Below are 20,290 nucleotides of genomic sequence, written 5' to 3'. Positions count from 1 at the left end.
ATGGGAATTATTATTAAACCGTTGGTAACAGAGAAAATGACTGCAATCACTGATAAGCTGAATCGTTTCGGCTTTGTTGTACGTCCTGATGCTAACAAACTGGAAATTAAGAAGGAAGTTGAAGCTCTTTATAATGTTACTGTAGTTGATGTGAATACAGTGAAGTATGCAGGCAAAAATAAAAGCCGTTATACTAAAGCAGGTATCATCAATGGCCGTACGAATGCATTCAAAAAAGCAATTGTAACATTGAAAGAAGGAGATACTATTGATTTTTATAGTAATATTTAATAAAAATGGCAGTACGTAAATTAAAGCCCACAACACCGGGGCAAAGACATAAAATTATTGGTACTTTCGAAGAAATTACTGCATCAGTACCAGAAAAGTCTCTTGTATATGGTAAGAAATCATCTGGTGGTCGTAACAACGAAGGTAAGATGACTATGCGCTACATTGGTGGCGGTCATAGAAAGGTGATTAGAATTGTTGATTTCAAGAGAAACAAAGACGGTGTACCAGCAGTGGTTAAGACAATTGAATACGATCCGAATCGTTCGGCTCGTATCGCTTTGTTATATTACGCTGATGGAGAAAAAAGATATATTATTGCTCCCAATGGATTGCAAGTTGGTGCGACTCTGATGTCGGGTGAAACAGCAGCGCCAGAGATTGGTAATACTCTTCCCCTTCAGAACATTCCGGTTGGTACTGTAATTCACAATATTGAGTTACGTCCGGGACAGGGTGCTGCTCTGGTTAGATCAGCTGGAAACTTTGCTCAGTTAACTTCTCGTGAGGGTAAGTATTGTGTGATTAAATTGCCTTCAGGTGAAGTAAGACAGATTCTTAGCACTTGTAAAGCTACTATCGGTAGTGTTGGTAACTCAGATCATGGATTGGAACGCTCAGGTAAGGCTGGACGTTCTCGTTGGCAAGGTCGTCGTCCTCGTAACCGTGGTGTTGTAATGAACCCGGTTGATCACCCGATGGGTGGTGGTGAAGGACGTTCTTCCGGAGGACATCCAAGATCTCGTAAGGGATTGTACGCTAAGGGACTTAAGACTAGAGCTCCTAAGAAACAATCGTCTAAGTACATTATTGAGAGAAGAAAAAAGTAATCTGATTAATTGAGTAAACTATGAGTCGTTCATTAAAAAAAGGTCCATATATTAACGTAAAGCTTGAAAAGAGAATTTTTGCCATGAATGAATCTGGCAAAAAAGTCGTAGTAAAGACATGGGCCAGAGCTTCAATGATTTCGCCTGATTTTGTAGGCCATACAGTTGCAGTTCACAATGGAAATAAATTTATTCCTGTATATGTTACCGAAAATATGGTAGGACACAAGTTGGGCGAATTCGCTCCAACTCGTACATTCAGAGGACACGCTGGTAACAAGAAAAGATAACAGGAATTATTTGAAATAATAAAGTAATAAATATAATGGGAGCAAGAAAAAAAATATCGGCTGAAAAAAGAAAAGAAGCCCTTAAGACCATGTATTTTGCTAAATTGCAAAATGTTCCTACTTCTCCACGTAAGATGCGCTTAGTCGCTGATATGATTCGTGGTATGGAAGTGAACAGAGCACTTGGTGTTTTGAAATTTTCTTCAAAAGAAGCTGCTGCAAGAGTGGAAAAATTGCTTCGCTCTGCAATTGCTAACTGGGAACAGAAAAACGAACGTAAAGCAGAAAGCGGCGAGTTGTTCGTAACGCAGATTTTTGTTGATGGTGGCGCTACACTCAAAAGAATGAGACCGGCACCGCAGGGTAGAGGTTATAGAATTCGCAAACGTTCAAATCACGTAACATTGTTCGTTGGTGCTAAAAGTAATAACGAAGATCAAAATTAAGGTAGATGGGACAAAAAGTTAATCCAATAAGCAACCGTTTAGGAATTATCAGAGGATGGGATTCTAACTGGTATGGTGGAAATGATTACGGTGATTCTTTGCTGGAAGATAGCAAAATCCGTAAATATCTTAATGCAAGACTTGCAAAGGCAAGTGTATCAAGAATCGTAATTGAACGTACGCTGAAGCTCGTTACTATTACCGTTTGCACTGCTCGCCCGGGTATTATCATCGGTAAAGGTGGCCAAGAAGTTGATAAGTTAAAAGAAGAGTTGAAGAAGGTTACCGACAAAGATATTCAGATTAATATCTTTGAAGTGAAAAGACCGGAACTGGATGCTGTAATTGTTGCTAACAACATTGCTCGCCAGGTAGAAGGTAAAATTGCCTACCGCCGTGCCATTAAAATGGCTATCGCAAATACAATGCGTATGGGTGCTGAAGGTATCAAAATTCAGATTTCAGGACGTTTGAATGGAGCTGAAATGGCTCGTTCTGAAATGTATAAAGAAGGAAGAACTCCGTTACACACTTTCAGAGCTGATATCGACTACTGTCATGCTGAAGCATTGACTAAAGTGGGTCTTTTAGGTATCAAAGTTTGGATTTGTAGAGGTGAAGTGTTTGGTAAGAAAGAATTAGCTCCGAACTTTACACAAAGCAAAGAAAGTGGTCGTGGAAACAATGGTGGAAACAACGGCGGAAAGAACTTCAAAAGAAAGAAAAATAATCGCTAAACGAATTTGAATTTTAGGAAACTATGTTACAACCGAAAAAGACAAAATTCAGAAGACAACAAAAAGGCCGTGCAAAAGGTAATGCTCAGAGAGGCAACCAGCTGGCTTTCGGTTCTTTTGGCATTAAGGCTTTGGAAACTAAATGGATTACAGGCCGTCAGATCGAAGCTGCTCGTATTGCAGTAACAAGATATATGCAACGTCAAGGACAGATCTGGATCCGTATATTCCCGGATAAACCAATTACTAGAAAACCTGCCGATGTGCGTATGGGTAAAGGTAAAGGTGCTCCCGAGGGATTTGTGGCTCCTGTAACTCCAGGTAGAATCATTATTGAAGCTGAAGGAGTATCTTACGAAATCGCGAAAGAAGCATTGCGCTTAGCTGCTCAAAAGCTTCCTATTACAACGAAGTTTGTCGTAAGACGTGATTATGATATTCAAAATCAAAATGCGTAAGGTTTATGAAAATTGCAGAAATTAAAGAAATGACTACTAATGATTTAGTAGAAAGAGTAGAGGCAGAAACAGCTAATTATAACCAGATGGTTATCAATCATTCTATTTCTCCTTTGGAAAATCCTGCTCAAATCAAACAATTACGCAGGACTATTGCGCGTATGAAAACAGAATTACGCCAAAGAGAACTTAACAATAAATGATCAGCTTGATGGAAGCAAGAAATTTAAGAAAAGAAAGAACAGGGGTTGTATTGAGCAACAAGATGGAAAAAACTATCACAGTTGCTGCCAAGTTTAAAGAAAAACACCCTATATATGGTAAGTTCGTTAGTAAAACGAAGAAGTACCATGCTCATGATGAAAAGAATGAATGCAATATCGGTGATACTGTACGCATCATGGAAACTCGTCCTTTGAGCAAGACTAAAAGATGGAGATTAGTAGAAATAATTGAAAGAGCTAAGTAATTATGATACAAGTAGAATCCAGACTTACAGTATGTGATAACAGTGGAGCTAAAGAAGCTTTGTGTATCCGTGTATTGGGTGGCACAGGTCGTCGTTATGCTTCAGTAGGAGATGTTATTGTAGTTTCCGTAAAGAGTGTTATCCCTTCGAGTGATGTTAAAAAAGGTGCAGTATCAAAGGCTTTGATTGTACGTACGAAGAAAGAAATCCGTCGTCCTGATGGTTCTTATATACGTTTTGATGATAATGCTTGCGTGTTGCTTAATAATGCAGGTGAAATTAGAGGAAGTCGTATTTTCGGTCCTGTAGCAAGAGAACTTCGTGCTACAAACATGAAGGTTGTGTCACTTGCGCCTGAGGTACTTTAATTTTGTAAAAGATTTGAGTAATGAGTAAATTACATATTAAAAAAGGCGATACAGTTTACGTAAATGCTGGCGAAGATAAGGGCAAAACTGGTCGTGTATTGAAGGTTCTTGTTAAAGAAGGTCGTGCAATTGTTGAGGGTATCAATATGGTATCTAAGAGCACTAAGCCGAATGCAAAGAATCCGCAGGGTGGTATTGTGAAGCAAGAAGCTTCTATCCACATTTCAAACTTGAACCCGGTTGATCCAAAAACTGGTAAAGCAACGCGTATTGGGAGAAGAAAGAGTTCTGAAGGAACTTTAGTGCGTTATTCTAAAAAATCAGGAGAGGAGATTTAGTAATGAGTAATACTGCTAGCCTAAAGAAAGAATATGCAGATCGTATTGCACCTGCATTGAAATCACAATTCCAGTATTCTTCAACGATGCAGGTACCCGTACTTAAGAAGATTGTTATCAATCAAGGTTTAGGTATGGCTGTTGCTGATAAGAAGATTATTGAAGTAGCAATCAATGAAATGACAGCTATCACAGGTCAGAAGGCCGTAGCTACCATTTCTCGTAAAGATATCGCAAACTTTAAGTTACGTAAAAAAATGCCGATTGGCGTTATGGTAACTTTGCGCCGTGAGAGAATGTATGAATTCTTGGAAAAACTAGTTCGTGTAGCTCTTCCTCGTATTCGTGACTTCAAAGGTATCGAAAGTAAGTTTGATGGTAAAGGTAACTATACCCTTGGTATTCAGGAACAAATCATTTTCCCTGAAATAAATATCGATAGTATTACAAGAATTCTCGGAATGAATATTACCTTTGTAACCTCTGCGGAGACAGATGAAGAAGGTTATGCCTTGTTGAAGGAATTCGGTTTACCTTTTAAAAACGCTAAAAAAGATTAATAGAATATGGCAAAGGAATCAATGAAGGCACGTGAAGTAAAGCGTGCTAAATTAGTAGCCAGATACGCCGAGAAAAGAGCTGCTTTGAAGCAAATCGTGAGAACAGGTGAACCTGCCGATGCTTTTGAAGCTGCACAGAAATTGCAAGAGTTGCCTAAGAATTCAAATCCGATTCGTATGCACAACCGTTGCAAACTGACTGGTCGTCCAAAAGGTTATATCCGTCAGTTCGGAATTTCAAGAATCCAGTTCCGTGAGATGGCATCTAACGGTCTGATCCCGGGCGTAAAGAAAGCAAGCTGGTAATTATTGTTTAAATATTGTCAGGGAAGTCCTGATTAATTTAATTTATTTTTATATGACTGATCCAATAGCAGATTATTTGACGAGGTTGCGGAACGCAATTGGTGCTAAGCACAGAGTTGTAGAAGTTCCCGCTTCGAACTTGAAAAAAGAAATCACTAAGATTCTTTTTGAAAAAGGCTACATTCTTAACTATAAGTTTGTAGAAGATGGTCCTCAAGGAACTATTAAGGTTGCCTTGAAGTATGATTCTGTTAACAAAGTTAACGCAATCAAAAAATTAGAAAGAGTATCTTCTCCGGGTATGCGTAAGTATACTGGTTACAAAGATATGCCGCGTGTTATTAATGGGCTGGGTATTGCTATAATATCTACTTCCAAAGGTGTAATGACTAACAAAGAAGCTGCTGAACTGAAAATCGGTGGTGAAGTCTTGTGTTACGTATATTAATTTAGGAGGAATAAGCAATGTCAAGAATAGGAAAATTACCCATTAGTATCCCTGCTGGAGTGACAGTCACTCTGAAGGATGATGTGGTTACCGTTAAGGGACCCAAAGGCGAACTTAGCCAATATGTGAATCCTGCTATCAATGTTGCCATTGAAGACGGACACGTGACTTTAACAGAAAACGAAAAAGAAATGATTGATAACCCGAAGCAAAAACATGCTTTCCACGGTTTGTATCGTTCTTTAGTTCATAACATGGTTGTGGGCGTGTCTGAAGGATATAAAAAGGAACTGGAACTTGTCGGTGTAGGTTACCGTGCTTCTAACCAAGGTAACATCATTGAACTGGCTTTAGGTTATACACACAATATTTTCATTCAATTGCCTGCTGAGGTGAAAGTTGAAACTAAGTCTGAAAGAAATAAGAACCCTCTTATTATATTGGAATCGTGTGACAAACAATTGCTTGGTCAAGTTTGCTCTAAAATACGTTCTTTCCGTAAGCCTGAACCATATAAGGGTAAAGGTATTAAGTTTGTTGGCGAAGTAATTCGTAGAAAGTCTGGTAAATCAGCCGGTGCTAAGTAAATCATATAAAATTAGATTATTATGACAACAAAAATAGAAAGACGAGTTAAGATCAAATATAGAGTACGCAATAAGATCTCAGGTACTGCTGAACGTCCGCGTATGAGTGTATTTAGAAGTAACAAGCAAATTTATGTCCAGATTATCGATGATCTTTCTGGTAAGACACTGGCTGCTGCTTCTTCTTTAGGTATGGCTGAGAAAGTCGCAAAGAAAGAACAAGCTGCTAAAGTTGGTGAAATGATTGCTAAAAAGGCTCAGGAAGCAGGTATAACTACTGTTGTTTTCGACCGTAATGGTTACTTGTATCATGGGAGAGTAAAAGAAGTAGCTGATGCTGCTCGTAACGGTGGACTTAAATTTTAATCATTATGGCAGGAGTTAATAATAGAGTTAAGGTTACTAACGATATAGAACTGAAGGATAGATTGGTTGCTATTAATCGTGTTACTAAAGTTACCAAAGGTGGTAGAACTTTTAGTTTCTCTGCAATCGTTGTTGTAGGTAACGAAGAAGGTATTATCGGTTGGGGACTTGGTAAAGCAGGTGAAGTAACAGCTGCTATCGCTAAAGGCGTAGAATCAGCTAAAAAGAACCTGGTGAAAGTACCTGTTTTGAAAGGTACTGTTCCTCATGAACAATCAGCTAAGTTTGGTGGTGCTGAAGTATTCATCAAACCTGCATCTCACGGAACCGGTGTAGTAGCTGGTGGTGCTATGCGTGCTGTATTGGAAAGTGTTGGTATTACTGACGTTTTGGCAAAATCTAAAGGTTCTTCAAATCCGCACAACCTTGTTAAAGCTACAATTGAAGCTTTGAGTGAGATGCGTGATGCAAGAATGATTGCTCAGAACAGAGGTATTAGTGTTGAAAAAGTATTTAGAGGATAAGGAGGAGATATGTCAATTATAAAGATTAAACAAGTTAAAAGTAGAATTGGTGCTCCAGCTGATCAGAAAAGAACTCTTGATGCACTGGGACTTCGCAAACTGAACCGTGTGGTTGAACACGAAAGCACTCCTTCAATTCTTGGAATGGTAGATAAAGTAAAACACTTGGTTGCCATTGTTAAGTAATTATTTGTTGAATAAAAAAACGAATTACAATATGAACTTAAGTAATTTAAAACCTGCAGAAGGATCTACTAAGACAAGAAAGAGAATAGGACGTGGTGCCGGTTCTGGCTTGGGGGGCACTTCTACAAGAGGTCATAAAGGAGCTAAATCAAGATCTGGATACTCTAAGAAAGTTGGCTTTGAAGGTGGTCAGATGCCTCTTCAACGTCGAGTACCTAAATTTGGTTTTAAGAATATCAATCGTGTAGAATATAAGGCTATCAACTTGGATACAATTCAGACGCTTGCAGACGCTAAGAATCTGACAAAAGTTGGTATTAGCGACTTTATTGAAGCAGGATTTATTTCTTCAAATCAATTGGTTAAAGTATTGGGTAACGGAGCTCTGACTAACAAGCTGGAAGTAGAAGCTAACGCATTCTCTAAGAGTGCTGCTGCTGCTATTGAAGCTGCTGGTGGAACTGTAGTAAAACTCTGATTCAATGAGAAAAGCTATTGAAACATTAAAGAATATATGGAAGATTGAGGATCTGAGACAGCGGATCCTCATCACCATATTGTTTGTGGCAATTTACCGTTTCGGATCATATGTCGTATTACCGGGTATTAATCCGGCAATGCTGGCAAAATTGCACGAACAAACAAGTGAAGGCCTTTTAGCCTTGTTAAATATGTTCTCTGGAGGAGCATTTTCTAATGCCTCTATTTTTGCATTAGGAATCATGCCTTATATCTCTGCATCTATCGTTATTCAGCTATTGGGAATCGCTGTGCCGTATTTCCAGAAGTTGCAGCGCGAAGGTGAGAGCGGCAGAAGAAAAATGAATCAATATACTCGTTATCTGACGATTGCTATATTGTTAGTTCAGGCCCCTTCTTATTTGCTCAATCTTAAAATGCAGGCTGGCCCTTCCTTAAATGCTTCATTAGATTGGACTCTGTTTATGGTTACCTCTACCATTATTTTGGCAGCAGGTAGTATGTTTATTTTGTGGCTTGGTGAAAGAATAACTGATAAAGGTATTGGTAACGGTATTTCATTTATCATCCTGATCGGTATTATCGCTCGTTTCCCTGATGCTTTGATACAAGAAGTTGTATCCAGAGTAGCAAATAAGAGTGGTGGTCTGATTATGTTTATAATTGAAGTCGTATTCTTATTGTTAGTAATTGGTGCTGCAATCCTGTTGGTACAAGGTACAAGAAAGATTCCTGTACAATATGCTAAAAGAATTGTAGGTAATAAACAATATGGTGGTGCAAGACAGTATATTCCTTTGAAGGTGAATGCTGCTGGTGTAATGCCTATTATCTTTGCTCAGGCAATCATGTTTATTCCAATTACATTTATCGGTTTTTCCAATAATGTAAATAACGCAGGTGGTTTCTTGCATGCGTTTACAGATCATACAAGTTTCTGGTATAATTTTGTTTTTGCGGTAATGATTATATTATTTACATATTTCTATACTGCAATTACAATCAATCCGACTCAGATGGCTGAGGATATGAAGAGAAATAATGGTTTCATCCCTGGTATCAAACCGGGAAAGAAAACAGCAGAGTATATTGATGATATCATGTCTCGTATTACTTTACCGGGTTCTTTCTTCTTGGCATTGGTTGCTATTATGCCTGCTTTTGCTGGTATATTTGGGGTTCAAGCTGGATTTGCTCAATTCTTCGGCGGTACATCTTTGTTAATTCTTGTAGGTGTTGTTCTTGATACACTGCAACAGGTTGAAAGTCATTTGTTGATGAGACATTATGATGGTCTGTTGAAATCAGGTCGTATTAAGGGACGCGCTGGTGTAGCGGCATATTAATTCTTTAGAATAGAAATGATATTTCTTAAGACAGAAGATGAAATAGAATTGCTCCGTCAGAGTAACCTGCTTGTCGGTAGAACTCTAGCTGAGGTTGCTAAAGTGGTGAAGCCTGGTGTAACTACACGTGAGTTGGATAAAGTTGCTGAAGAATTCATTAGAGATAATGGGGCAACTCCAACTTTTAAAGGATTCCCGAATCAATATGGAGACCCGTTTCCTGCATCCATCTGTACTTCTGTAAATGACCAGGTAGTACATGGAATTCCGGGGGATATTGTTTTGAAAGACGGCGATATCGTATCTGTGGATTGCGGAACTTATATGAATGGTTTTTGTGGAGATTCTGCTTATACTTTTTGTGTAGGAGAGGTAGACGAAGAAATTCGTAACTTGTTGAAGGTAACTAAAGAAGCGTTATATATCGGTATTCAGAATGCAGTACATGGAAAAAGAATCGGAGATATCGGATATGCTATTCAGCAATATTGTGAGTCTCATTCTTATGGTGTAGTGCGTGAGTTTGTCGGTCACGGCATCGGTAAGGAAATGCACGAAGATCCCCAGGTACCTAATTATGGTAAAAGAGGATATGGTCCTTTGATGAAAAGAGGTCTTTGCATTGCAATTGAGCCGATGATAACGTTGGGAGACAGACAAGTGATTATGGAAGGTGACGGATGGACTGTGAGGACCAGAGATCGTAAATGTGCTGCGCACTTTGAACATACGGTAGCTGTTGGAGTTGGTGAGGCTGATATTTTGTCTTCATTCAAATTCATAGAAGAAGTTTTAGGAGATAAAGCAATATAATATGGCAAAGCAATCTGCAATAGAACAAGATGGAGTTATAGTTGAAGCATTGTCTAATGCAATGTTTCGTGTTGAATTAGAAAACGGACATGAGATTACTGCACATATTTCAGGTAAGATGCGTATGCATTACATTAAGATTTTGCCGGGAGATAAAGTGAGAGTCGAAATGTCTCCTTACGACTTATCGAAAGGAAGAATTGTGTTTAGATATAAATAAAATTAAGATATGAAAGTAAGAGCATCATTAAAGAAACGCACGCCAGAATGTAAGATCGTTAGACGTAATGGCCGTTTGTATGTTATTAACAAGAAAAATCCTAAGTATAAACAACGTCAAGGATAATTTGTTATTTTTGCAAAAAAAATAATTTAGTATATGGCTATAAGAATAGTTGGTGTAGATTTACCTCAGAATAAAAGAGGTGAAATTGCGTTGACCTATGTATATGGAATAGGTCGCAGTAGTTCAGCAAAAATTTTAGATAAAGCTGGTGTAGATAAAGATCTGAAGGTTAAAGACTGGACAGATGATCAAGCTGCTAAGATTCGTGAGATTATCGGTGCAGAGTATAAAGTAGAAGGTGATCTTCGTTCTGAAATCCAATTGAACATTAAGCGATTAATGGATATTGGTTGTTACCGTGGTGTACGTCATCGTATTGGTCTGCCGGTTAGAGGTCAGAGCACTAAGAACAATGCGCGTACTCGTAAGGGTAGAAAGAAAACCGTTGCTAATAAGAAAAAAGCTACTAAATAATAATTGTTGATATGGCAAAAAAAACAGTTGCAGCTAAGAAGAGAAATGTGAAAGTAGACGCTAATGGACAGTTACACGTTCATTCATCTTTCAACAATATTATTGTTTCTCTTGCAAACAGTGAAGGGCAGATAATCTCTTGGTCATCTGCAGGAAAGATGGGATTTAGAGGTTCAAAAAAGAATACTCCTTATGCAGCTCAGATGGCTGCCCAGGATTGTGCAAAAATTGCATTTGATCTTGGCCTGAGAAAGGTAAAAGCATATGTGAAGGGTCCAGGTAACGGACGTGAGTCTGCTATTAGAACTATCCACGGAGCTGGTATTGAGGTTACAGAGATCATCGACGTAACTCCACTTCCACACAATGGTTGTCGTCCTCCGAAAAGACGTAGAGTTTAATTTACCTTTAACTTAAAATGATCTTGATTTTGTTTTTGGATTGCAATAATTTCTTCTCTGCAATCGCGGCTGCAACAAATTGAGTTCATGAATAAACAATTAAATATTTAAAAGAAATGGCTAGATATACTGGACCAAAATCAAGAATAGCCCGTAAATTCGGTGAAGGCATCTTTGGAGCTGATAAAGTTTTGTCAAAGAAGAACTATCCTCCCGGACAACACGGAAATTCAAGAAAAAGAAAAACTTCTGAATATGGTGTGCAACTTCGTGAAAAGCAGAAAGCGAAATACACTTATGGAGTTTTAGAAAAACAATTCCGCAATTTGTTTGAAAAAGCCGCTACCGCTAAAGGTATTACCGGTGAGGTGCTTCTTCAATTGCTGGAAGGCCGCCTTGACAACGTAGTATTCCGTTTGGGTATTGCTCCTACACGTGCTGCTGCTCGTCAGTTGGTTAGTCACAAGCATATTACTGTAGATGGTGAAGTGGTAAACATTCCTTCGTTCGCAGTAAAACCAGGACAATTGATTGGTGTTCGTGAAAGATCTAAATCTTTGGAAGTAATTGCTAACTCTCTTGCAGGTTTCAATCACAGCAAATACGCTTGGTTGGAGTGGGATGAAACTTCTAAGGTTGGTAAAATGTTGCATATACCTGAAAGAGCAGACATTCCTGAGAACATTAAAGAACATTTGATCGTTGAATTGTATTCTAAATAATAATTAATTTCATGGCGATATTAGCATTTCAAAAACCTGATAAAGTATTAATGTTGGAGGCGGACTCCAGATTCGGTAAATTCGAATTTCGTCCGTTGGAACCGGGGTTTGGTATTACCGTAGGTAATGCATTACGCCGTATCCTGCTCTCTTCATTAGAGGGTTTTGCTATCACTACTATCAGAATAGATGGTGTGGAGCATGAATTTTCTAGTGTACCTGGAGTAAAAGAGGATGTTACCAACATTATCTTGAATCTGAAACAAGTGAGATTCAAGCAAGTAGTTGAAGAATTCGAGAGCGAAAAAGTGAGTATCACTGTCGAGAATTCAAGTGAATTTAAAGCAGGTGACATAGGTAAGTATTTGACTGGATTTGAAGTGTTAAATCCGGAATTAGTTATTTGTCATTTAGATTCTAAGGCAACTATGCAGATTGATATTACTATTAACAAGGGTCGTGGATATGTTCCTGCTGATGAAAATCGCGAATATTGCACGGATGTTAATGTAATTCCAATCGACTCTATTTATACACCGATACGTAATGTCAAGTATGCTGTAGAAAACTTCCGTGTAGAACAGAAGACAGACTACGAAAAGCTAGTGCTTGAGATTAGTACCGACGGTTCTATACACCCGAAGGAAGCGCTGAAAGAAGCTGCAAAAATTCTGATTTATCACTTCATGTTGTTCTCTGACGAGAAGATCACGCTTGAAAGTAACGATACTGATGGCAATGAAGAGTTTGATGAAGAAGTATTGCATATGCGTCAGCTGTTGAAGACTAAGCTTGTTGATATGGACTTGTCAGTTCGCGCCCTCAATTGTTTGAAGGCTGCTAACGTAGAAACTCTCGGTGACTTGGTACAATTCAACAAAACTGACCTGTTGAAGTTCAGAAACTTCGGAAAGAAATCGCTTACCGAGCTTGATGATTTGCTGGAAAGTCTGAATCTATCGTTTGGAACCGACATTTCTAAATATAAATTAGATAAAGAATAAAAAATGAGACATAATAAAAAATTCAATCATTTAGGTCGTACTGCTTCTCATAGAAGCGCTATGTTATCTAACATGGCTTGCTCCTTGATCAAGCACAAAAGAATCACTACGACTGTGGCAAAGGCTAAAGCTTTGAAGAAGTTTGTTGAGCCTTTGATTACAAAGTCTAAAGAAGATACTACGAATTCTCGTCGTGTTGTATTTAGCAACCTGCAAGATAAGATTGCAGTAACAGAATTGTTCAAAGAAATCTCGGTTAAGATTGCTGACCGTCCGGGTGGTTATACTCGTATCATCAAGACTGGTAACCGTTTAGGTGACAATGCAGAAATGTGTTTCATTGAGTTGGTTGACTACAATGAAAACATGGCTAAAGAAAAAGTTGCTAAGAAAGCTACTCGTACTCGTCGTTCTAAGAAGAGTGCTGCTCCTGCTGCTGTTGAAGCTCCTGCAACTGAAGAACCAAAAGCTGAATCAGCTGAATAATTTTACAGTTATTCTTATACATATAAAAAAGGCTACTCATACGGGTAGCCTTTTTTGTATCCTTATATTTTAGTTATACTAAGATACATTAAAAGATTTACCGAATGAACTTTTCGTAAGAATTATCTGTTATATTTGCAGGAGAATATGGCAAAATTTGTAAAGGTAATATTGTTTCTGTTGCTGGCAGTTGCCCTTCATGGGGTCGCAGGCAATGTTTTCACTGAAAAACAGGTGGAACAACCAGAGCATGCTGTTACATATTCTATGAAACCGCAGGGGCAGATTAATGCTCCAGAATCTCCTTATCTTCCTGTGGCTGAATTAACTAATTTGCAAAGCCATCAGATATCGGTGACACGCATCCAACGTGTGCAAATCGGTGAATACTTCTCTTCTCTGAGAAATGTACTGCAATGTTGTGCAGACCGTGATAACTCACTGTCACAGCATTGGGGAAGGATTTATAATACTACAACTTCCTATTATTGCCAGCCTGCAAGTGAATATTATGTATTTACTTTAAGGCATATTATTATTTAGACGTTTATTTATTGGTATTATTTTACGGATTGCTGGCGTTAATTATATAGTGCCGGTCAGTCTTTATTATCTTCATATTTTTACTAATAATTTAAACTTCAATATTATGGCAACTCAAGCTATTGATGCTACTATATTTGCATCTTCACATCCCGATATCGCTAAACGTACGAGTATCTCCGGTCTTTTAATTTCTTGTGTAATGTTACTGATTGGTATTTTATCTTTTGCTTCTACTTTCGAACTGGAAGATAAATCGTCTACTGTCAGTATGGCTCTGATGGTCTTTGGAACAGGATTGTTCCTTTTAGGTATATTCCGGCTTTTCTGGAAGTCAAAAGAAGTGGTCTATGTTCCGACAGGAAGCATAACGAAAGAGCGTAGTGTTTTCTTTGATCTGAAGCATATGGACAAGTTGACTGACCTTGTTAATTCCGGTTCATTTTCTGCGGATTCAAAGATTAAGAGTGAGGCAAGTGGTAATATACGTATGGACGTGATACTATCTGCTGATAATAAATTTGCAGCTGTACAGCTATTCCAGTTTGTACCTTATACATATCAGCCGGTGACTGCTGTGCATTATTTTACCAATGATGCAGCTGCAGCTGTTGCTGCGTTTCTGACTAAAAGTCAATTGAATTAAAGTGCTTAATGCCAAATGGTGTTCATGTTGATGGCGAATTGTCATTCATCAGAAGATCATTTCTAAGATAGTCAAGTGCAGGGATGCAGGGATAAATGGATAATGGATTGATAATTACTGAATATCGCACTTCTATGTCTTAATAGCTTAGATACAAGCAGGCTTTAAGGAATAATTTGACATGTGGGGATTAACCGTCGATGACGGCAATCCCCATTTTTTTCATTAAGAAGCACGCATTCATGTTCTGTGCGACTCCGCTTCTCATCTGGTATGAAAATGTCAGTTCGTTGTTGGTAATGTCCGCTTCGAAACAATAATTCCGGATATTTTGTGGAAAAGCATCTATTAGTGTGCCTAGCAGTAGGTCATGAGTAGCGATAATACCATTGGCATCCATGCTCATGAACTGTTTGATTAAGGCAAAAGAACCTTTCTGTTTATCCATAGAGTTAGTTCCTTTCAGAATTTCATCAAGGATGATAAATAATTCTTCTCCGGCTTTGAGTTTATCAATGATTAGTTTCAGTCGTTTGAGTTCGGCGAAGAAGTAAGATTCGTTGTCGGTGAGTGAATCACTTGTCCGGAGGCTGGTGACAAGACGAGCGGGAAATATTTCCATTTTCGCAGCCCATACAGGAGCACCAATGCAAGCCAATAGATAGTTGACACCTACGGTGCGCAGGTAAGTACTTTTGCCTGCCATGTTGGCGCCGGTAATAATGATAAAGAACGGGCGTTTCTCCATATCGATTCCATTGCGGACACATTTATTGCGGTCCATGAGCGGATGCCCTAAGGCTTCGGCTTGCAGATGGAAAGACTGAGAAGTTATTTGAGGATAGATGTAATCCGGATGGTTGTATGAGAATGTTGCAAGAGAACAATAAGCATCAATTGCTCCGATAGCTTCGATCCAGCGGGGGAGATCTGCGGAGTGTACTTCTTTCCATTTCTCGATTTGCATGACTTGGCGGAGTTCCCAAAATAGGAGGCCGTTCAAGATGGTGCTTATTAGCAGATTACCTCGTTGGTCGAGTGCATTCATGAGTTTAGCAAGGCGATGTACGGACTGGGAAGCTGTTTGATTTTGGCTTGTAAGTTCGGCTTTCAGTTGTTGCAGTGCAGGGCTGTGCATCTCTTTTTTCTCGGTGATGAGAATCTGGTCGGCGTAAGTAGACAGAATTTGTAGTTTTTCGCCATACGTCGCTTGTATTTTGGTTATTCCTTTTGAGAAGATAAAACTGAATACGACAAAGCATGCAAATACTATCCCGCTGATGCTTGCAGGGAGAAATCCCAGAATCGTTGCGCCGATACATAGGAGGTTTATAATACCTACTGCTGTCGGGAGGATACGGAGGAAAGCGTGTTTCCGATAGTCGCTCGGACTGTTTACCCATTCTTTAATTTCAGAGGTGTCGGATGGCTTGCCTTTATAAAGTAATCCGAGCAGGCGGAATTGTTGCCGAAACTCAAGTTCTGAAGATAGTTCCCGAATCGCTTCCTGACGTTGTTCGATAGCTTCTTTTTCTTCCAGATGCGCATTGAACCAGTTGGCAAGACGCTGTTTGCCGATGGGGGTCGAAGTACGATTGATATACTGGAATAGTGAGTGCTCGCCAAATATGTCCAAGTCGAAAGTATAGAGGTGAGACGGATCGATGTATTCTTTTCCGTTGTCGAAGTCGGAAAAGTCATATTGCAGTGCTCGTAGTTCCTGCTGATTGATTTCTATTTTCTTTTTGAGATAATCTTTCCAGTAAAACCATCGGTTGTGGCTTTGCACCAGCCAAATGAAAGCGATGATGGGAATTACGGTAAAGACGATGAGCTTTAACCATCCATCAGACCAAAAAATAATGGCGGAGGCTACTGCTTCTACGAATAAGATCAGTCTCAGAAGGCTGATATAGCGAATGCGTTTCTGCGCTTTTTGTAGTTGTTGTTCTGTTTCCTGAATGATTTGTTGATAGGTTGCTATAATATTTTCTTGTTTTTCCATACGATTATATTGCTTTTCGGACAAAGGTAATATAATTCGTAAAAAGCAGAATGGGAGCGTGTTTTTGTAAAGAGCAGATTTACTCTTTATTAACGGTCATTCAGTAATCGGTGATGAAGCAAGTTGTGATGGTTTAGAGCAAAGTTACATAGGAAATAAACACACTTTGTTATTGTCACTTGTCACCTTTGTGTGATAAGTGTCTTATAATTAGTCAAGTAATGGTGATAATAACCGGTGATAATAAGGTGATAATAGATGTTTTTCTGCTTTCTATTATCACCTGTTTTTAATAGATAATACGGTTAATTTGTTGATTATCAGTAGAAAGTGTACTCTTTTAAAGCCTTTGCCTATTTGTGTTAAGAATTCCCTTTTAGGCATGAATGTACGTTGTTTATGCCATATATTACTTCCTGTATGCCGCCTATATTAAGACAAGACTCGGCAACCTTAACCTGTAAACAAGGTTTGACTAATATATTTTGTTCGTTTCATATTTTCGTTTCACGTCCGTGATCTGTTCGGTTCACGTATGTGAGCTCAATGGTTTACGTACGTGGACTGATGGGAGCATGTACGTGAAACGATTTGTTGTTACTGACGGAATATATTAATCATGCCTGCATAATAGCATAATGAATCGTTCATTTGCTGTTGTTCCCGGGTGCTTATCCTTTCTTTGTCCGGATAAACATTGTCGCAAACTTAAACGGATATGAATGGAGTCTGTTTCCATGTAAATTGTCACAACTTATTCTTTATGATTACTTATGTATGCTACATCAGTATGGGGCACAGTATAAGTCATAATATCGGTCATAACAGGTATTAATGCTTGATATACCAGATAAAACACCTGATATTCAGGATGGAAAAAGACAAGATAAGATTATAAAAAGAACCATAAACCGTATCTCATGAGTAAACAAACTTCGGGGGCGATTGACTTGCTTCCGGGATAATTGCGTGTAAGAGGTGCTGTGCCAAGAAGGCGAAAGAGGCTTCTTGGCTTCTTTTTTCAACATTTCTTTTTCCATTCTTGCATTTATGCGCTAAAATTTATAACTTTCCACTCGAAAAGGCGTTGAATGAAGAAAGGAGGATGGCTTATGAAGAAAGGATATGTTTTGTGGTTGCTGATAAGCGTGATTAGCCTTCCGGTAGTTGCGCAGAATATCATTTATTCGAACTTGAAAGAGTTGATGGCTCAAGATGGCGATACCCTTGCGGTGTTGCGAGTAGAGAAGCGTTCCAGAAGCCAGATTCTATTGACAGGCGGGGCTGACTACCGGATAACGGCAGGCAATGATGAATCTATGTGCCGCCAGTTGAAGAAGCGTTGTTTTGCGGTGCGTACTTCTGAAGGAGACTTATTTATCAACTGTCGTAAGTTGCGTTATAAAAAGATGCGTTTCGGGGCGTGGTATGCTCCGGCTGTTCAGTTGGGCAAAAATATCTATTTCTGTGCGATGCCATTAGGGTCGGTAATCGGTGGGACATTTGCAGAAGAAGATGATGTGAAACTGGGTGGAAATGTGGGAGATGCTCTTGCTGCTTCAAGTCTGGTTACTAAACGGGTCTGCTATGAGCTGAACGGTGAGACCGGAAAGATTGATTTTGTAGGAAAAGAAAAGATGGCGCAACTGCTGGAAAAACATCCGGAATGGAAAAAAGCCTACCTTACAAAAGACAGTCAGGAAGCGAAGCATACCTTCAAGTATCTGCAAATGCTGTGTGGTGAGCAGCAGAAAGAATAAATAATACCTTTCTGATAATAAATCTACCAAAACCTTTGTCTTTTCTCTTCTTTTTTTCTATATTGCGAAGAGTTATAGAACTGTATTGCTTACAGTTTGTAATCCTTAATTCTGCTTATTATGAAGATAACTCTTGGCAACACGTTACCTCCCTACCCAGCTTTCATAGAAGGTATCCGGAGGGCCCCCGACCGTAGTTATACGCTTACGTCGGCGCAGACAGCTACGGCATTGAAGAATGCATTGCGCTATATCCCCTTGGAATTGCATGAGCAACTGGCACCTGAATTTATGGAAGAATTGCGTACCCGTGGGCGAATTTACGGATACCGCTTCCGCCCCGCAGGCGATCTGAAAGCCAGACCGATTGATGAATATCGTGGCAAATGTGTGGAAGGCAAAGCCTTTCAAGTAATGATTGACAACAATCTCTGTTTTGATATCGCGTTGTATCCCTATGAACTTGTTACTTATGGTGAAACCGGCCAAGTTTGTCAGAACTGGATGCAATACCTCCTGATCAAGCAATATCTCGAAGAACTTACTCCTGAGCAAACACTGGTCATTGAGTCCGGACATCCGTTGGGACTGTTTCGTTCCCGTCCCGATGCTCCCCGCGTTATTATTACCAACTCTATGATGATAGGCCAGTTCGACAATCAGCACGATTGGCACATTGCCGCACAAATGGGAGTTGCCAACTATGGGCAGATGACGGCGGGCGGCTGGATGTATATCGGTCCGCAGGGTATTGTTCATGGCACTTTCAACACATTACTCAACGCCGGGCGATTGAAACTCGGCATTCCGCAGGACAAAGATTTGCGTGGCCACCTCTTCGTATCTTCCGGTTTGGGAGGAATGAGCGGGGCACAGCCAAAGGCAGCCGAAATAGCCGGAGCAGCCTCTATTATAGCCGAAGTCGATAGCTCCCGTATCGAAACACGTTATCGGCAGGGATGGGTAGGTCATGTCACACAAGACTTGTCGGAGGCTTTCCGTCTGGCAAAAGAAGCGATGGAACGTCGGGAACCTTGCTCGGTAGCCTATCATGGCAACGTCGTCGATTTGCTGGAATATGCGGAACGTGAGCAGATTCATATTGAACTTTTGTCCGATCAGACCTCTTGCCATGCCGTTTACGAAGGAGGTTACTGTCCCGCAGGCTTGACTTTCGAAGAGCGGACCCGCCTTCTTCATGAATCCCCTGATCAGTTCCGTCGTCTGGCAGACGCTTCCTTGCGCCGCCATTTTGAGGTAATCCGGAAACTGGTGGCACGCGGCACTTACTTCTTCGATTATGGCAACTCCTTTATGAAAGCGGTTTATGATGCCGGAGTGAAAGAGATTTCCCGCAATGGCGTTGATGAGAAAGACGGATTTATATGGCCGAGTTATGTAGAAGATATCATGGGACCCCAACTCTTTGATTATGGTTATGGCCCCTTCCGATGGGTATGTCTGAGCGGTAGGCACGAAGATCTGATAAAAACGGACCGTGCCGCAATGGAGTGCATTGATGTCAATCGACGGGGACAGGATCTGGATAATTATAACTGGATACGCGACGCCGAAAAGAACAGGCTGGTAGTAGGTACTCAGGCACGTATTCTCTATCAGGATGCCGTGGGAAGAATGAATATCGCCCTCCGTTTCAATGAAATGGTACGGCGGGGAGAAGTAGGACCGATCATGTTGGGCCGTGATCATCATGATGTGAGTGGAACCGATTCGCCTTTTCGTGAGACATCGAATATCAAAGATGGAAGTAATGTCATGGCTGATATGGCCGTGCAGTGTTTTGCCGGAAACTGCGCCCGTGGCATGAGCTTGGTAGCCCTGCATAATGGCGGCGGAGTCGGCATCGGAAAAGCGATTAATGGCGGCTTCGGCATGGTATGTGACGGCAGTGAACGGGTGGACGAGATACTTCGTTCGGCTATGCTTTGGGATGTGATGGGCGGAGTGGCCCGCCGTTCGTGGGCTCGCAATCCGCATGCAATGGAAACTAGTGAGGCTTTCAATGAATCACATTCGGAAGGGTATCATATAACGATGCCTTATCTGGTTGATGACGAGCTGATTAAAAAGACAATAAAAGAAGTATTGTAATAGAAAGT

Annotated in this window: 32 protein-coding genes; 31 read left to right on the top strand and 1 reads right to left on the bottom strand. The window is 40.0% G+C overall.

The features are described from left to right. The 29 genes from rplW (at position 1) to K6V30_RS02400 (ending at position 14,405) form a co-directional block, all read left to right on the top strand. Positions 1-291 (top strand): 50S ribosomal protein L23, encoded by a 291-nt coding sequence (gene rplW, locus K6V30_RS02540; protein WP_007747932.1) that lies wholly within the window; start codon positions 1-3, stop codon positions 289-291. Between the two features lie 5 nt (positions 292-296). Next, entirely contained in the window at positions 297-1,121 is an 825-nt protein-coding gene (gene rplB / locus K6V30_RS02535) for a 50S ribosomal protein L2 (protein ID WP_008765427.1), read from the top strand. Positions 1,122-1,141: 20 nt separating this feature from the next. Further along, on the top strand, positions 1,142-1,411 hold the full coding sequence (gene rpsS / locus K6V30_RS02530; protein WP_008762037.1) for a 30S ribosomal protein S19: 270 nt from the start codon (positions 1,142-1,144) through the stop codon (positions 1,409-1,411). A gap of 35 nt (positions 1,412-1,446) precedes the next feature. Then, on the top strand, positions 1,447-1,857 hold the full coding sequence (gene rplV / locus K6V30_RS02525; RefSeq protein WP_004296344.1) for a 50S ribosomal protein L22: 411 nt from the start codon (positions 1,447-1,449) through the stop codon (positions 1,855-1,857). A gap of 5 nt (positions 1,858-1,862) precedes the next feature. Continuing rightward, positions 1,863-2,594 (top strand): 30S ribosomal protein S3, encoded by a 732-nt coding sequence (gene rpsC, locus K6V30_RS02520; protein ID WP_008762038.1) that lies wholly within the window; start codon positions 1,863-1,865, stop codon positions 2,592-2,594. 23 nt (positions 2,595-2,617) lie between these two features. After that, positions 2,618-3,052, top strand: coding sequence for a 50S ribosomal protein L16 (rplP, locus tag K6V30_RS02515; protein WP_002558067.1), 435 nt, complete (start codon positions 2,618-2,620; stop codon positions 3,050-3,052). A gap of 5 nt (positions 3,053-3,057) precedes the next feature. Next, on the top strand, positions 3,058-3,255 hold the full coding sequence (rpmC, locus tag K6V30_RS02510) for a 50S ribosomal protein L29 (RefSeq protein WP_008762039.1): 198 nt from the start codon (positions 3,058-3,060) through the stop codon (positions 3,253-3,255). Then, positions 3,252-3,521 (top strand): 30S ribosomal protein S17, encoded by a 270-nt coding sequence (gene rpsQ / locus K6V30_RS02505; RefSeq protein WP_008762040.1) that lies wholly within the window; start codon positions 3,252-3,254, stop codon positions 3,519-3,521. The genes rpmC and rpsQ overlap by 4 nt, the downstream gene beginning before the upstream one ends. A 2-nt stretch (positions 3,522-3,523) precedes the next feature. Beyond that, positions 3,524-3,889, top strand: a complete 366-nt coding sequence (gene rplN / locus K6V30_RS02500; RefSeq protein ID WP_004296340.1) for a 50S ribosomal protein L14 — start codon at positions 3,524-3,526, stop codon at positions 3,887-3,889. A gap of 20 nt (positions 3,890-3,909) precedes the next feature. Next, positions 3,910-4,227: a 50S ribosomal protein L24 gene (gene rplX / locus K6V30_RS02495; protein WP_008762041.1), complete on the top strand. Its 318-nt coding sequence runs from the start codon at positions 3,910-3,912 to the stop codon at positions 4,225-4,227. A 2-nt stretch (positions 4,228-4,229) separates the two neighbouring features. Beyond that, positions 4,230-4,787, top strand: a complete 558-nt coding sequence (gene rplE, locus K6V30_RS02490) for a 50S ribosomal protein L5 (protein ID WP_005675434.1) — start codon at positions 4,230-4,232, stop codon at positions 4,785-4,787. 6 nt (positions 4,788-4,793) lie between these two features. Next, positions 4,794-5,093: a 30S ribosomal protein S14 gene (rpsN, locus tag K6V30_RS02485; RefSeq protein ID WP_008762042.1), complete on the top strand. Its 300-nt coding sequence runs from the start codon at positions 4,794-4,796 to the stop codon at positions 5,091-5,093. 52 nt (positions 5,094-5,145) lie between these two features. Continuing rightward, positions 5,146-5,541, top strand: coding sequence for a 30S ribosomal protein S8 (gene rpsH / locus K6V30_RS02480; RefSeq protein ID WP_008762043.1), 396 nt, complete (start codon positions 5,146-5,148; stop codon positions 5,539-5,541). 17 nt (positions 5,542-5,558) lie between these two features. Next, the gene (rplF, locus tag K6V30_RS02475) at positions 5,559-6,128 is read left to right on the top strand and encodes a 50S ribosomal protein L6 (RefSeq protein WP_008765429.1); all 570 of its coding nucleotides are present in this window, start codon (positions 5,559-5,561) and stop codon (positions 6,126-6,128) included. 21 nt (positions 6,129-6,149) lie between these two features. Next, complete coding sequence (gene rplR, locus K6V30_RS02470) at positions 6,150-6,494, top strand: 50S ribosomal protein L18 (protein WP_008765430.1); 345 nt, start codon at positions 6,150-6,152, stop codon at positions 6,492-6,494. A gap of 5 nt (positions 6,495-6,499) precedes the next feature. Next, on the top strand, positions 6,500-7,018 hold the full coding sequence (rpsE, locus tag K6V30_RS02465; protein ID WP_008762045.1) for a 30S ribosomal protein S5: 519 nt from the start codon (positions 6,500-6,502) through the stop codon (positions 7,016-7,018). A gap of 9 nt (positions 7,019-7,027) precedes the next feature. Further along, positions 7,028-7,204, top strand: coding sequence for a 50S ribosomal protein L30 (rpmD, locus tag K6V30_RS02460; protein WP_005782220.1), 177 nt, complete (start codon positions 7,028-7,030; stop codon positions 7,202-7,204). 31 nt (positions 7,205-7,235) lie between these two features. Next, entirely contained in the window at positions 7,236-7,682 is a 447-nt protein-coding gene (rplO, locus tag K6V30_RS02455; protein ID WP_008762046.1) for a 50S ribosomal protein L15, read from the top strand. Between the two features lie 4 nt (positions 7,683-7,686). Then, on the top strand, positions 7,687-9,030 hold the full coding sequence (gene secY, locus K6V30_RS02450) for a preprotein translocase subunit SecY (protein WP_008762047.1): 1,344 nt from the start codon (positions 7,687-7,689) through the stop codon (positions 9,028-9,030). 15 nt (positions 9,031-9,045) lie between these two features. Continuing rightward, complete coding sequence (gene map / locus K6V30_RS02445; protein WP_010535559.1) at positions 9,046-9,843, top strand: type I methionyl aminopeptidase; 798 nt, start codon at positions 9,046-9,048, stop codon at positions 9,841-9,843. Position 9,844: 1 nt separating this feature from the next. Continuing rightward, positions 9,845-10,063, top strand: a complete 219-nt coding sequence (infA, locus tag K6V30_RS02440; protein ID WP_002558052.1) for a translation initiation factor IF-1 — start codon at positions 9,845-9,847, stop codon at positions 10,061-10,063. Between the two features lie 9 nt (positions 10,064-10,072). Then, positions 10,073-10,189 carry a type B 50S ribosomal protein L36 gene (ykgO, locus tag K6V30_RS02435; RefSeq protein WP_002558051.1) on the top strand — a complete coding sequence of 39 codons (117 nt, stop codon included), beginning with the start codon at positions 10,073-10,075 and terminating at the stop codon, positions 10,187-10,189. 33 nt (positions 10,190-10,222) lie between these two features. Continuing rightward, positions 10,223-10,603 (top strand): 30S ribosomal protein S13, encoded by a 381-nt coding sequence (gene rpsM, locus K6V30_RS02430; RefSeq protein WP_004296328.1) that lies wholly within the window; start codon positions 10,223-10,225, stop codon positions 10,601-10,603. 11 nt (positions 10,604-10,614) lie between these two features. Next, complete coding sequence (gene rpsK, locus K6V30_RS02425) at positions 10,615-11,004, top strand: 30S ribosomal protein S11 (RefSeq protein WP_004296327.1); 390 nt, start codon at positions 10,615-10,617, stop codon at positions 11,002-11,004. A gap of 116 nt (positions 11,005-11,120) precedes the next feature. Then, positions 11,121-11,726 carry a 30S ribosomal protein S4 gene (gene rpsD, locus K6V30_RS02420; protein WP_008762050.1) on the top strand — a complete coding sequence of 202 codons (606 nt, stop codon included), beginning with the start codon at positions 11,121-11,123 and terminating at the stop codon, positions 11,724-11,726. A gap of 11 nt (positions 11,727-11,737) precedes the next feature. Beyond that, positions 11,738-12,730, top strand: coding sequence for a DNA-directed RNA polymerase subunit alpha (locus K6V30_RS02415; protein ID WP_224207244.1), 993 nt, complete (start codon positions 11,738-11,740; stop codon positions 12,728-12,730). Between the two features lie 3 nt (positions 12,731-12,733). After that, a complete protein-coding gene (gene rplQ, locus K6V30_RS02410; RefSeq protein ID WP_010535558.1) occupies positions 12,734-13,216 on the top strand; it encodes a 50S ribosomal protein L17 in 483 nt (160 codons plus the stop codon). A 147-nt stretch (positions 13,217-13,363) separates the two neighbouring features. Next, positions 13,364-13,759 (top strand): hypothetical protein, encoded by a 396-nt coding sequence (locus K6V30_RS02405; protein ID WP_008765431.1) that lies wholly within the window; start codon positions 13,364-13,366, stop codon positions 13,757-13,759. 106 nt (positions 13,760-13,865) lie between these two features. After that, positions 13,866-14,405 carry a hypothetical protein gene (locus K6V30_RS02400; RefSeq protein WP_010535556.1) on the top strand — a complete coding sequence of 180 codons (540 nt, stop codon included), beginning with the start codon at positions 13,866-13,868 and terminating at the stop codon, positions 14,403-14,405. 190 nt (positions 14,406-14,595) lie between these two features. Here the strand turns inward: K6V30_RS02400 and K6V30_RS02395 are convergent, their stop codons facing one another. Beyond that, entirely contained in the window at positions 14,596-16,410 is a 1,815-nt protein-coding gene (locus K6V30_RS02395) for a MutS family DNA mismatch repair protein (protein ID WP_010535555.1), read from the bottom strand. A gap of 1,112 nt (positions 16,411-17,522) precedes the next feature. Here K6V30_RS02395 and K6V30_RS02390 point away from each other — a divergent pair. Further along, positions 17,523-18,170 (top strand): DUF6563 family protein, encoded by a 648-nt coding sequence (locus K6V30_RS02390; protein ID WP_055269590.1) that lies wholly within the window; start codon positions 17,523-17,525, stop codon positions 18,168-18,170. A 120-nt stretch (positions 18,171-18,290) separates the two neighbouring features. Beyond that, entirely contained in the window at positions 18,291-20,282 is a 1,992-nt protein-coding gene (locus K6V30_RS02385) for a urocanate hydratase (protein WP_055269543.1), read from the top strand. The last annotated feature ends 8 nt before the right edge of the window (positions 20,283-20,290 follow it).

This window comes from Bacteroides faecis (assembly GCF_020091505.1).
Lineage (GTDB): Bacteria > Bacteroidota > Bacteroidia > Bacteroidales > Bacteroidaceae > Bacteroides > Bacteroides faecis.
Note: the sequence above shows the minus strand (reverse complement) of the source record. Positions and strands in the feature narration are given on the sequence as shown.

What these genes read in the sequence shown, in the direction of transcription:
- rplW (WP_007747932.1), top strand. Translation starts at nt 1, where the DNA reads ATGGGAATTATTATTAAACCGTTGGTAACAGAGAAAATGACTGCAATC.
- rplB (WP_008765427.1), top strand. Translation starts at nt 297, where the DNA reads ATGGCAGTACGTAAATTAAAGCCCACAACACCGGGGCAAAGACATAAA.
- rpsS (WP_008762037.1), top strand. Translation starts at nt 1,142, where the DNA reads ATGAGTCGTTCATTAAAAAAAGGTCCATATATTAACGTAAAGCTTGAA.
- rplV (WP_004296344.1), top strand. Translation starts at nt 1,447, where the DNA reads ATGGGAGCAAGAAAAAAAATATCGGCTGAAAAAAGAAAAGAAGCCCTT.
- rpsC (WP_008762038.1), top strand. Translation starts at nt 1,863, where the DNA reads ATGGGACAAAAAGTTAATCCAATAAGCAACCGTTTAGGAATTATCAGA.
- rplP (WP_002558067.1), top strand. Translation starts at nt 2,618, where the DNA reads ATGTTACAACCGAAAAAGACAAAATTCAGAAGACAACAAAAAGGCCGT.
- rpmC (WP_008762039.1), top strand. Translation starts at nt 3,058, where the DNA reads ATGAAAATTGCAGAAATTAAAGAAATGACTACTAATGATTTAGTAGAA.
- rpsQ (WP_008762040.1), top strand. Translation starts at nt 3,252, where the DNA reads ATGATCAGCTTGATGGAAGCAAGAAATTTAAGAAAAGAAAGAACAGGG.
- rplN (WP_004296340.1), top strand. Translation starts at nt 3,524, where the DNA reads ATGATACAAGTAGAATCCAGACTTACAGTATGTGATAACAGTGGAGCT.
- rplX (WP_008762041.1), top strand. Translation starts at nt 3,910, where the DNA reads ATGAGTAAATTACATATTAAAAAAGGCGATACAGTTTACGTAAATGCT.
- rplE (WP_005675434.1), top strand. Translation starts at nt 4,230, where the DNA reads ATGAGTAATACTGCTAGCCTAAAGAAAGAATATGCAGATCGTATTGCA.
- rpsN (WP_008762042.1), top strand. Translation starts at nt 4,794, where the DNA reads ATGGCAAAGGAATCAATGAAGGCACGTGAAGTAAAGCGTGCTAAATTA.
- rpsH (WP_008762043.1), top strand. Translation starts at nt 5,146, where the DNA reads ATGACTGATCCAATAGCAGATTATTTGACGAGGTTGCGGAACGCAATT.
- rplF (WP_008765429.1), top strand. Translation starts at nt 5,559, where the DNA reads ATGTCAAGAATAGGAAAATTACCCATTAGTATCCCTGCTGGAGTGACA.
- rplR (WP_008765430.1), top strand. Translation starts at nt 6,150, where the DNA reads ATGACAACAAAAATAGAAAGACGAGTTAAGATCAAATATAGAGTACGC.
- rpsE (WP_008762045.1), top strand. Translation starts at nt 6,500, where the DNA reads ATGGCAGGAGTTAATAATAGAGTTAAGGTTACTAACGATATAGAACTG.
- rpmD (WP_005782220.1), top strand. Translation starts at nt 7,028, where the DNA reads ATGTCAATTATAAAGATTAAACAAGTTAAAAGTAGAATTGGTGCTCCA.
- rplO (WP_008762046.1), top strand. Translation starts at nt 7,236, where the DNA reads ATGAACTTAAGTAATTTAAAACCTGCAGAAGGATCTACTAAGACAAGA.
- secY (WP_008762047.1), top strand. Translation starts at nt 7,687, where the DNA reads ATGAGAAAAGCTATTGAAACATTAAAGAATATATGGAAGATTGAGGAT.
- map (WP_010535559.1), top strand. Translation starts at nt 9,046, where the DNA reads ATGATATTTCTTAAGACAGAAGATGAAATAGAATTGCTCCGTCAGAGT.
- infA (WP_002558052.1), top strand. Translation starts at nt 9,845, where the DNA reads ATGGCAAAGCAATCTGCAATAGAACAAGATGGAGTTATAGTTGAAGCA.
- ykgO (WP_002558051.1), top strand. Translation starts at nt 10,073, where the DNA reads ATGAAAGTAAGAGCATCATTAAAGAAACGCACGCCAGAATGTAAGATC.
- rpsM (WP_004296328.1), top strand. Translation starts at nt 10,223, where the DNA reads ATGGCTATAAGAATAGTTGGTGTAGATTTACCTCAGAATAAAAGAGGT.
- rpsK (WP_004296327.1), top strand. Translation starts at nt 10,615, where the DNA reads ATGGCAAAAAAAACAGTTGCAGCTAAGAAGAGAAATGTGAAAGTAGAC.
- rpsD (WP_008762050.1), top strand. Translation starts at nt 11,121, where the DNA reads ATGGCTAGATATACTGGACCAAAATCAAGAATAGCCCGTAAATTCGGT.
- K6V30_RS02415 (WP_224207244.1), top strand. Translation starts at nt 11,738, where the DNA reads ATGGCGATATTAGCATTTCAAAAACCTGATAAAGTATTAATGTTGGAG.
- rplQ (WP_010535558.1), top strand. Translation starts at nt 12,734, where the DNA reads ATGAGACATAATAAAAAATTCAATCATTTAGGTCGTACTGCTTCTCAT.
- K6V30_RS02405 (WP_008765431.1), top strand. Translation starts at nt 13,364, where the DNA reads ATGGCAAAATTTGTAAAGGTAATATTGTTTCTGTTGCTGGCAGTTGCC.
- K6V30_RS02400 (WP_010535556.1), top strand. Translation starts at nt 13,866, where the DNA reads ATGGCAACTCAAGCTATTGATGCTACTATATTTGCATCTTCACATCCC.
- K6V30_RS02395 (WP_010535555.1), bottom strand. Translation starts at nt 16,410, where the DNA reads ATGGAAAAACAAGAAAATATTATAGCAACCTATCAACAAATCATTCAG.
- K6V30_RS02390 (WP_055269590.1), top strand. Translation starts at nt 17,523, where the DNA reads ATGAAGAAAGGATATGTTTTGTGGTTGCTGATAAGCGTGATTAGCCTT.
- K6V30_RS02385 (WP_055269543.1), top strand. Translation starts at nt 18,291, where the DNA reads ATGAAGATAACTCTTGGCAACACGTTACCTCCCTACCCAGCTTTCATA.